7 protein-coding genes are annotated in these 9,600 nt (G+C 73.0%); 4 read left to right on the top strand and 3 right to left on the bottom strand.

Annotated elements, in window-relative coordinates; genetic code table 11:
• The 4 genes from ADX84_RS15170 to ADX84_RS15155 form a co-directional block, all read left to right on the top strand.
• Positions 1–1,388: MFS transporter (locus ADX84_RS15170; RefSeq protein WP_049574244.1), on the top strand; the 1,388-nt coding region annotated here is incomplete at its 5' end.
• A gap of 77 nt (positions 1,389–1,465) precedes the next feature.
• The gene (locus tag ADX84_RS15165) at positions 1,466–4,471 is read left to right on the top strand and encodes a DEAD/DEAH box helicase (RefSeq protein ID WP_049574240.1); all 3,006 of its coding nucleotides are present in this window, start codon (positions 1,466–1,468) and stop codon (positions 4,469–4,471) included.
• Positions 4,468–5,193, top strand: a complete 726-nt coding sequence (locus ADX84_RS15160; RefSeq protein ID WP_049574229.1) for a hypothetical protein — start codon at positions 4,468–4,470, stop codon at positions 5,191–5,193. The genes ADX84_RS15165 and ADX84_RS15160 overlap by 4 nt, the downstream gene beginning before the upstream one ends.
• A 126-nt stretch (positions 5,194–5,319) precedes the next feature.
• The gene (locus ADX84_RS15155) at positions 5,320–6,156 is read left to right on the top strand and encodes an SAM-dependent methyltransferase (protein ID WP_049574226.1); all 837 of its coding nucleotides are present in this window, start codon (positions 5,320–5,322) and stop codon (positions 6,154–6,156) included.
• A gap of 12 nt (positions 6,157–6,168) precedes the next feature.
• On the opposite strand, the gene ADX84_RS15150 is transcribed toward ADX84_RS15155, so the two are convergent.
• The 3 genes from ADX84_RS15150 to pcaB all read right to left on the bottom strand — a co-directional run bounded on the left by ADX84_RS15150 (position 6,169) and on the right by pcaB (position 9,598).
• Complete coding sequence (locus tag ADX84_RS15150; RefSeq protein WP_049574223.1) at positions 6,169–7,008, bottom strand: isocitrate lyase/phosphoenolpyruvate mutase family protein; 840 nt, start codon at positions 7,006–7,008, stop codon at positions 6,169–6,171.
• Positions 7,009–7,095: 87 nt separating this feature from the next.
• Entirely contained in the window at positions 7,096–8,235 is a 1,140-nt protein-coding gene (gene pcaD, locus ADX84_RS15145; protein WP_049574220.1) for a 3-oxoadipate enol-lactonase, read from the bottom strand.
• Complete coding sequence (pcaB, locus tag ADX84_RS15140) at positions 8,225–9,598, bottom strand: 3-carboxy-cis,cis-muconate cycloisomerase (RefSeq protein ID WP_049574217.1); 1,374 nt, start codon at positions 9,596–9,598, stop codon at positions 8,225–8,227. Before pcaB ends, pcaD begins: the two co-directional genes overlap by 11 nt.
• Between the last annotated feature and the right edge of the window lie 2 nt (positions 9,599–9,600).

Below are 9,600 nucleotides of genomic sequence, written 5' to 3'. Positions count from 1 at the left end.
CATCACCGCCTCCAACGGCGGACAACTCCCCCGCGTCAGACCCCGCGCTGCGCAGACGCGAACAGCGCGGCTGGTACACCTACGACTGGGCCAACCAGGTGTTCATCACCTCGGTGGTCACGGTGCTCATCGGCCCCTACCTGTCGGGGCTGGCCTGCTCGGAGGCGGGTGCGGCCGGTGACTGCTCCCAACCGGGCCTGGTGCTGTACCCGCTCGGGGTCGAGTGGTTCAGCCTGCACCCGAACTCCCTGCACCCGATGGTCACCACGGTCGCGGGGCTCATCCTCCTGGTGATGCTGCCGGTCGTGGGAGCCCTGGCCGACCACACCCAGCACAAGAAGCGCTGGCTGTTCTGGCTGGCCGCCGCCGGTTCCCTGTGCGTCAGCTCGTTGTACTTCACCAGCGACTACCAGGTGGCCGTGCTGCTCTTCGTGGCGGGCAACACCTTCTACGGGATGTCCCTGGTGGTGTTCAACGCCTTCCTGCCGGAGATCGCCACGGCCGACGAACGCAACCGCGTGTCGGTGACGGGGTGGGCGATGGCCTACCTGGGCGGCGGTCTCCTCCTGGCCGCGCACATGGGTCTGCTCGCCTCCGCCGACACCCTGGGGGTCTCTGAGGGGCACGCGGTCCGCATCGCCTTCGCCTCGGTGGGCCTGTGGTGGTTCGTGTTCTCGGTGATCGGCATCCGTCTGCTGCGCAACCGCTACGGCAAGCTCGCGGCCGAGCCCGGTCCCCCGAAGCTGGGCGCGTCGCTGAAGCAGTACTGGCGCACGCTGCGGGAGATGCGCCGCTTCCCGAACACGCTGAAGTTCCTCATCGCGTTCGTGCTGTTCAACAACGGCATCCAGGCCGTCATCTACTTCGCGGGCAGCTTCGCCAGCCAGGACCTCAACCTGTCGCTGGCGATCCTGAGCGCCACCATCCTGCTCATCCAGTTCGTCGCCTTCGCGGGCGCGCTCCTCATGGGGTGGGTCGGCCGCCGGTTCGGCACCAAGAACACCGTCCTGGCGAGCCTGGTCGCCTGGTGCGCCCTGGTCACCTGCGGCTACTACCTGCCGCCCAACGACCCGGTGCTGTTCCTGCTGCTGGGCGCGGGCATCGGCATGGTGCTGGGCGGCACGCAGTCCCTCGCGCGGGCGCTGTACTCGCTGCTCATCCCGCGCGGGCACGAGGCGGAGTACTTCAGCCTGTTCCAGCTGGCCGACCGCGGATCGGTGCTGCTGGGCGCGGCCTCGATCACCCTGGTCGTCAACCTGACCGGCGGCTTCCGTACCGCCATCTTCTCGCTGGTGGTCTTCTTCGTCATCGGCGGTGTGCTGCTGTGGCGCACCGACCTGAAGAAGGGCATCGAGTCCGTCGGCAACACGGTGCCCGACAACCTCTGACCCGCGCGTCCCCGAACGTCGTCGGCCCCGGTGATACTGGGTGCCGACGACGTTCGTGTTCGATGCGGGGGGTGTGCGTGCGGGTTCTGCACGCGGTGTGGTCCAGGGACTCGCTGGTGCTCTGGGGCGAGGCGGACGAACGGGTCCCCGCCGCCCCGGCGACGGGGACCCACCCCGGCGCCGTCGGGGTTCAGGAGCTGCGCGCGATGGCCGCCAAGGCCGGGATCGACCCCGACTCCCCCGACTCCGTCACTCCGGTCCTGTGGCTGCCGGGGACGCGGGAGGCCCCCGCCCCGTCCGACACCGGCGACACCGCTCCCGCGGAGTTCCGCGCCTGGTCGGTCCCGGGGCTGGAGCTGTCCCCCGCGCGGGCCGACGCCCTGCTGTCGGCGCTGGACTCCCTCCCCGTGGCACTCGGCCCCGCCCTGACCCACCTTCGGGCGGTGCACGCCCTCGCCGAAGGGCTGGTCCGAGCCGGATGCGTCCTGCCCGACCTGGTCGGCGACCCGCCTCGGGCCCGGTGGCGGCCCGCCCCGCTCGACACCGCCGAGGAGCACCTGTCGGCGCTCACCCGGGCGCTTCCCCCTGCGGCCGTGGCGCACCTGACCCAGGAGGACCGGGGGGAGGCGGCCCGCCTGTGTGTGCTGGCCCCGCTCGAACTCCTCACCGACGCCGTCGCCCGGCGGTTGGCCACGGCGGCACCCGGAGCCCGCGGGAACGCGCGCCCGGACTCCGACGCACCACCGGCCGCACGGCTGGCGGGCGCGCTCACCGGGGCGCACTCCCGGGTGGACGTCGACACCGCACGGGAGCTGCGCGGCCCCCTGCGGGAGTGGCGGTCCCGGGTGCGCGGAGGCGGCCGGGCCCAGCTCCTCTTCGTCCTGCGCGAACCCGAACCCGAGAGCGCGCAAGGCGGTCCGCGCCCCTGGACGGTGGAGTTCTGGGTGCGTTCCACCACCGACCCCGGCCTGCGCCTGCCCCTGGAACGGGTGTGGTTGGGAGAGGGCGCCGCCTGGCTGCCCGAGGACGTCGCGACCACCGCCCTGGCCGACCTGCGCCGGGCCGTACGCCACATGCCCTGTCTCCAGCGAGCCCTGGGCGACCTGGCCCCGGCCCGCCTCGCCATGGACACCGCACGGGCCCAGGCCTTCGTGGGACAGACCGCCGCCCGGCTCACCTCGGCGGGGTTCGGCGTGGTCCTGCCCGAATGGAGCGGCCGCGGCGCCCTCGCGCTGCGCATGACGGTCAACGAGGAACCGAAACGGCGCGGGCGCGGCGGGGTGGGCCCCACCGAGCTGGTGGACGTGTCCTTCGAGGCGCTGTTGCGCGGCCCCGGGGCGCAGGAGCCACTGGACGAGGGGGAACTGGACGAGCTCGCCGAGCTGGCCCGGCTCAAGCGCTCCCTGGTCCAGGTGCGCGGCCGGTGGATGGAGATGGACCCCGAACGCGTCGAGGCCGCCCTGGACCTGATGCGGCGGAGCGGTCGGGGCCCGATCCGCCGCGAGGAGGCCCTGCGGACGGCGATCGGCGCGGAGCCCACCCCGCTGCCGGTGGCGGACGTGGTGGCCGGGGGGCCGCTGGGCGCCCTGCTGGACGGCGGGGCCAAGGCCGCGCCCCGCCCCATGGGCACCCCGCCCGGGTTCGAGGGGGCCCTGCGCCCCTACCAGGACCGGGGTTCGGCCTGGCTGCGGTTCCTGGGAGAGCTCGGGCTGGGCGCGGTGCTCGCCGACGACATGGGGCTGGGCAAGACCGTGCAGCTGCTGGCCCTGCTCACCGACGAGCGCGCCGGGAGTCCGGCGCCCGGGCCGACGCTGCTGGTGTGCCCGGTGTCGCTGGTCGGCAACTGGCGCAAGGAGGCGGGGAAGTTCGCCCCTGGACTGCGGGTGCACGTCCAGCACGGGCCGGACCGGCCGACCGGCAACGCGCTGGCGCGGATCGTGGGCTCCTGCGACCTGGTGGTCACCACCTACGGGGTGGTGACGCGCGACGCCGAGGAACTGGCGGGGATGCCCTGGCACCGGGTGGTCTGCGACGAGGCCCAGGCGCTGAAGAACCACGCCACGGCGCAGGCGCGGGCGGTGCGCTCGCTGCCCGCCGCCACCCGGATCGCGCTCACCGGGACCCCGGTGGAGAACAACCTGGGCGAGCTGTGGTCGGTGATGGAGTTCGCCAACCCCGGGTTGCTGGGGACGGCCGCGGACTTCCAGCGCGCGGTGGCCGACCGGGCCGAGGCGGAGGAGGGTGCGGGTGAGGGCACTGACCTGGTGCGTCGGCTGACCGGGCCGTTCGTGCTGCGTCGGCTGAAGACCGACCGTTCGATCATCGCGGACCTGCCGGAGAAGCAGGAGATGCGCACCTGGTGCACGCTCACCCCCGAGCAGGCCTCCCTGTACAAGGCCGTGGTGGACGACCTGGCGGAGCGGATGGCCGAGGCCGACGAGAAGGAGCGCAAGGGGCTGGTGCTGTCGTCCATGTCCCGGCTCAAGCAGATCTGCAACCACCCGGCCCAGTTCCTCGGAGACGGTTCGGCGCTCGCGGGCCGGTCCGGCAAGCTCGACCGCCTGGAGTCGATCTTGGGAGAGGCGGTGGCCGAGGGCGACAAGGCGCTGTGCTTCACGCAGTACGCGCGCTGGGGTGAGCGGCTGGCGCCCTATCTTCGGTCCCGGTTGGGCGTGCCCGTGCTGTGGTTGCACGGCGGCACCTCCCGCGCCGAGCGCGAGCGGATGACCGAGCACTTCCAGACGGTGGCGGGTCCGGTGGTGTTCCTGCTGTCCCTCAAGGCGGCCGGGACCGGGCTGAACCTGACCGCCGCCAACCACGTGGTGCACGTGGACCGCTGGTGGAACCCGGCGGTGGAGAACCAGGCCACGGACCGGGCCTTCCGGATCGGTCAGCGCCGGAACGTGCAGGTGCGCAAGCTGGTGTGCGTGGGCACCGTGGAGGAACGGGTGGACGAGATGATCGAACGCAAGAGCGTGCTGGCCGACGGCGCGGTGGCCACCGGGGAGGGGTGGCTGGGCGGGTTGTCGGTGGAGGACCTGCGCGAGGTCGTGCGGCTGGCGCCGGAGGCGGTCTCGGGATGAGCTGGTCGGAACTGGTGGGCGGGGCCCTGGGAACGGTGGGCGCCGATCCCGGGGCGGTGGAGCGGTTCTCGGTGCGGGCCGGTGAGGTGGGCGCCAGGGTCCGGGGACACGAGGTGAGCCTGATCCGGACCGTGTGGGAGAGCGCGGACTGGGAGCGGGTGGGCGCGGCGCTGGCCTCGCAGCCGCTGTTCAGGGCGCGTCTGCTCGCCGGTGAACTGCCCGAGGCCGCGGCACGCGTGTTCACCCTGCTCGGCCTGGACCTGGTGCCGCAGGGTTGGGCGGGACTGGTCGCGACGTGCTCCTGCGACCACTGGGGCGGACGGTGCGCGCACCTGACGGCGGTCGCGGCCGCGCTGGGGGCCGAGGCCGACCGTGACCCCTTCGCGCTCACCCGGTGGGCGGGCCGGGAACGGCGCGCGTTGGTGGAACTGGTCAGGACCCGGCCCATCGGCCCGAAGGTCCCCTCGGCCGGTGGCACTCAGTTCGAGGAGGACGGGTCCCCGGGCCATTCCCGGGAACTCAGTGAAACCGGAATCGACGTTTTCGCCGCCCAGGCACAAACAACCAATCCCCTTTCCCCGGCGGGCTTCTGGTCCCACCCCGTGACACCCCCGCCACCACCACTGCCGGAGGGGATCGGAGACCGCGTGAGGGCCGTCGCCCCAGGGCGTGTAGCCGATCACCTGCCCGGTTTCGACCGTTCCGTGAAGCGCTATTCGTAGACGGGCGATGACCCCCGAGGTGTCCGATCGATTTTCTTGTGGAAAACGCCGGTAAGAACGCCGAAACACGGTTACGATTCGCCTGGAGATGACCCCGCACGACTAGTCCTGATTGGTACCTCTCCTATGGCCGATCGCTTCCCCCCACACCTCGACATGGACACTCCGAGCATCGCGCGGATGTACGACTACCTGTTGGGAGGGAAAGACAACTTCGAGGCGGACCGCAAGGCCTGCGAGACGTTGGCCGAGGGCATCCCCGAACTGGTCGCCTTCGCCCGCGACAACAGGGCGTTCCTGGGCCGGGCCGTCGAGACGGTGAGCTCCCGGGGGGTGGAGCAGTTCCTCGACCTCGGGGCCGGACTGCCCACGGGGGAGAACACCCACCAGGTGGCGCAGGCGATCAACCCGGGGGCGCGCGTCCTCTACGTGGACCACGACCCCATCGTGCTCGCCCACGGCCGGGCCCTGGTCACCGACAGCGCCGGGACGGCGTTCCTGGGAGCGGACGTCCGGGACGTCGACGACATCCTGAACTCCTCCGAGGCGGAGGGGCTGATCGACCCGGACCTTCCGGTCTGCGTCATGCTGGTCTCCCTGCTGCACTGCCTGCCGGACGAGAGCGACCCCTTCGGCATGGTGCGCGGCCTGGTGGACCGGCTCGCCCCGGGTTCCTGCGTGATCTTCTCCCACATCGTCTCGGACGACCACGCGGCGGGGGCGTGGATGACCGAGAAGATCCTTTCCTTCGGCACCCCCTGGGGTCGGGTGCGCGCCCCCGAGGAGGTGACCACGGTCTTCGACGGGCTGGAGTTGGTCAGTCCCTGGACGGACGGGCGCGACCAGGGCCCACGGGCGGTGGACTGCGCCACCTGGCGCCACCCCGAGCGCGACCCGCTCCGGCGCCCTGACGACGCCGACACCAAGCGGTGGGAGATGGCCGGGGTCGCCTTCAAACACTGATCCGGCGGGGCGTCAGTCCCTGAGCGAACCGTCGACCTCGGACTTCGACACCGCCTCAGTCATCCGCCCGAAGGTCCCCCGCTGCGCGACCTCCCGTGCCGCTGCCAGAGCGCCGGACAGCGCGGACCTCGACAGCCCCGAGCCGAGGCTGATCCGCCGGGCGCCCAGGGCACCCAGCTCCGCCACGGACATCCCCGCCGCCGCCCCGGAGGCGAGCACGTTGACCGGGCGCTCCACCGAGGAGCACACGGCTCGGATGGCCTCGGCGTCCGGCAATCCGGGTGCGAACAGGACATCGGCCCCGGCCTCCTCGAAGGCCCTGAGCCGACGAATGGTGTCCGCCAGGTCCCGTCTGCCGTGGAGGAAGTTCTCCGCGCGGGCGGTCAGCGTGAACGGGAAGGGCAGGGTCCGTGCCGCCTCCACGGCCGCACGGACCCGCTCGACCGCCAGCTCGAACCCGTGGATCGGGGCGTGGGGGTCGGCGGTGGTGTCCTCCACCGAACCCCCCACGATCCCCGTGGCACCGGCCTCCACGATGGTGCGGGCCACTTCCTCGGGGGTCTGCCCGAACCCGTCCTCGAGGTCTGCCGAGACCGGCAGGTCCGTGGCGGCCGCGATCACCGAGGCGTTGCGCAGGGTCTCCTCGCGCGAGACCAGTCCGGCGCCGTCCGCCCTTCCCAGCCCGTGCGCGAGCCCCGCGCTGGTGGTGGCCAGCGCCGCGAAGCCGAGCCCGCCCAGCAGCCGCGCCGACCCGGCGTCCCAGGCGTTGGCGATCACGAAGGGCTCCGGCCCCCTGTGCAGCTCACGCAGCCGTTCGCCCCGAGCCGTCAGTTCCTGTGCGCTGTGGTCCATACGGTCCCTTGTACATCAGGCCACCGACGGAACGGGGCGGGGATGTGCGCCGGGCCGGTTCTGACGGCGGCCCTCACTCCGTGCCGTTCACTCCGTCGGTTCCTCGTCGAGGACTCCCTGAGCGATCGCGAACGCCTTGTTCGCGGCCGGGACACCGCAGTAGACCGCGGTCTGGAGGAGGACCTCGCCGATCTCGTCCGGGGTCAGACCGTTGCGCAGGGCGGCCCGCACGTGCATGGCCAGCTCGTCCCAGTGCCCCTGGGCGACCATGGCGGTGAGCACCATGCAGCTGCGGGTGCGCCGGTCCAGTCCGGGCCGGGTCCACACCTCACCCCACGCGTAACGGGTGATGAGGTCCTGGAAGGGCTCGGTGAAGGCGGTCCTGCGGGCCTCGGCCCGGTCCACGTGGGCGTCCCCGAGGACGGCGCGACGCACCCGTGTCCCGGCTCCGCGTCGGTCGGCCTCGGCCAGGTGCTGTGTGATGAGCGTGTTGACGCGGGCCGCGTGCGTCCACGACAGAAGGTGGGCGGCGCCCTCCAGCACCACGAACCGGGCCCCGGGCACCCGCTCCGCGATGAGCGCGGCGTGGCCCTCGGGCGGGGTGGAGGGGTCCTCGGCCCCGGCCACGACCAGTGTGGGCGCGGTGATCCGGTACAGGTCGTCGCGGACGTCGTGGTGCTCGATGGCGCCGCAGCACCCCGCGTAGCCCTCGTCCGGGGTGTCGACGATCTGGTCGCGCAGGAGTGTGACGTCGTGGGGGTGCTCGGAGGCGAAGGCCGGGGTGAACCACCGTTGCACCACCCCGTCGGCCAGGGCGGTGGTGCCCTGGTCCCTGGCCATGGCGGCCCGGTCACGCCAGTTCTGGGCGGGGCCCATGTGGGGGGAGGTGGCCATCAACACGAGGCTGTCGACGCGCTCGGGCGCGTGGATGGCCAGCCACTGGCCGACCATGCCGCCGATGGACAGGCCCGCGAAGTGGGCGCGCCCGATCCCGAGCCGGTCGAGCAGGGCCACGACGTCGCCGCCCAGGTCGGCCATGCTGTAGGGGCCCTCCGGCGCGGGTGACTCCCCGTGTCCGCGCAGGTCCACGCGGATCACCCGGAAGACGGCGGAGAGCGCTTCGACCTGTGGCTCCCACATCCGCCCGGTGGTGCCGAGGGACCCGGCCAGCACCAGCGGCGGTGCGTCCGCCGGTCCGCTCACGACGTGGTGGAGGTCAACGCTCATCGGTTCCTTCTTCGTTGTCGGTGGGGTCCGTCCGGCCGGTCCTACCCGTCACCCGGTCGGCGAACACCGGTGCGGCGCCAAGGTAGTCGGCGGGGTCGAGCAGCGCGCTGATCCGGTCGCGGGTGCGCAGGCCGTGGAGGTGTTCGGCCAGGACCTCCACCGGGTCGCGGCCCTCGTCCACGGCGGCCCGGCAGGCGGTGGTGACGCGCTGGTGGGCCTCCAGTCGGCCGAGTTCGGGGGTCAGGTCCGCGGTGAGTCGTTCGCTGAGGGCCAGCCCGCCGGTGAGGTCGAGGTTGGCGGCCATGCGGTCCGGGTGCACGCGGAGGCGTTCGACGCTCACGCGCAGCCAGGAGACGGCGGAGCCGGTGCGCCGGAGCAGGTCGGTCAGGGGCAGCCACTCGGCGTGCCAGGCCCCCGCCGCGCGTTGGTGCTCCTGGATCTGCGCCGCGAACAGGGTGGCCACGAGGCCGGGCGTCTGGCGGGCGGCGGCCAGCGCGCTGACGGCGGCGACCGGGTTGCGCTTGTGCGGCATGGTGGAGGAACCGCCCACACCGCTTCCGCCCTCCTCGGTGACCTCGCCGACCTCGGTCTGGGCCAGCAGCACGATGTCCTGGGCGACGTTCCCGGCCGCGCCGCTCACCCGGCCGAGCGCGGCGGCGATCTCGGCGATCCGTCCGCGTTCGGTGTGCCAGGGCAGGAGGGGTTCGGGCAGGTCGAGGCGGGCGGCGAAGGCGGACGCCACCGCCGGGCCGTGCGGGTGCAGTGAGGCGAGGGTGCCCACGGCTCCGCCGAGTTGGGCGGCCAGGTGGTGGTCCAGCACGTGGTCGAGGCGGTCGGCCGCACCGGCCAGTCCGGACGTCCAGCTCGCGGCGACGGCGCCGAAGGTGGTGGGTAGGGCCTGTTGGAGCAGGGTCCGGCCGGGCGCGGGGGTGGCGCGGTGGCGGTGGGCCAGGGATCGCAGCTCCCCCGTGAGTGCGGCCAGTTCGGTGCGCAGGGCGGTCCCGGCCCGGCGGACCAGGAGCATGGCCGCGGTGTCCATGACGTCCTGGCTGGTGGCCCCCTGGTGGACATGCCGAGCGGCGTCGGGATGGGTCGCGCGCACGTTCTCGGTGAGCCGTGCGACCAGCGGGATGACCGGGTTGCCGCCGGCCGCCGCAGCCCTGCCGAGGTCGGCCGGGTCGTAGCGGTCGGCCACACACGCGGCGGCGACGGCCTCGGCCCGCTCCGCAGTGATGAGGCCGGTGTCAGCCAGGGCTCGGGCCAGGGCGGCCTCGGTGTCGAGCAGGGCCCGGAGCCAGGCGGTGTCGTCGGTGAGCGGCCCGAGGGGGCCGTGGTTGAGGACACCGTCGAACAGGCCGGTCATGG

It is taken from the genome of Nocardiopsis sp. SBT366, assembly GCF_001083815.1.
In the GTDB taxonomy this organism is placed as follows: Bacteria; Actinomycetota; Actinomycetes; order Streptosporangiales; family Streptosporangiaceae; genus Nocardiopsis; species Nocardiopsis prasina.
This window is presented reverse-complemented; position numbering and strand designations above follow the sequence as displayed.